This window comes from bacterium (genome assembly GCA_024224155.1).
GTDB lineage: Bacteria > Acidobacteriota > Thermoanaerobaculia > Multivoradales > JAHEKO01 > CALZIK01.
The window spans coordinates 1-595 of the sequence record JAAENP010000475.1 but is presented as its reverse complement, the minus strand read 5'-3'; the positions used below and the strand labels follow the sequence as shown (position 1 = coordinate 595).

Here is a 595-nt window from a genome sequence, read left to right as displayed (position 1 = left end):
GTCATTGCGGGAACCTCAAGGATGAGACTGCCTCCCGATGCCAACGAATGGTGGGTCTTCGACGCCACCATGGATCGCCAGCAGTACGTGCGCCAGACCCTCGAGGAATACCGCACCACTCCCACGGCTTGCGGGCAAGTACGCCGTGCCGATCACGATCTCGCTGTACGCCTCTACCAGAAGATGGTCCCGTTCACCGCGGTCGAGGGCGCCTTCGTCCTCGCCACAGCGCGAAGAACCTCACGCGATCCGCAACGCCAGCCTCTTGCCCCCATCGGCTCCTTGCGTTACTTCCTGCCCATCATCCGCGAGATCCTCGACAAGCCGGTCGATCCCGGCGAGATCAGCTATCTCTGGCTGAAGATGCAAGGCAGGCTCTGAGCCCGCCTCCACACCGGCGGCACCCCCGATGACGAGGGGGCCGCCGGCAGATTACGCACGTCACGTCTCGGCCGCCGGCACTCCCGATGATGGAGGTGCCGTCCGCCCGTGTGCACATCGCCGGCCGGCTGCCGTAACCGGCCATAGATCACGCACGCCTGACTTCAAACTCGCTCCGAAGACTCGATCCGGCTGGGGGTCGCTTTTGCTGAGC

At 64.7% G+C, this 595-nt stretch carries 1 protein-coding gene; it reads left to right on the top strand.

The window, feature by feature from the left end:
* The first annotated feature begins 21 nt into the window (after positions 1-21).
* Entirely contained in the window at positions 22-381 is a 360-nt protein-coding gene (locus GY769_22955) for a hypothetical protein (protein MCP4204778.1), read from the top strand.
* The last annotated feature ends 214 nt before the right edge of the window (positions 382-595 follow it).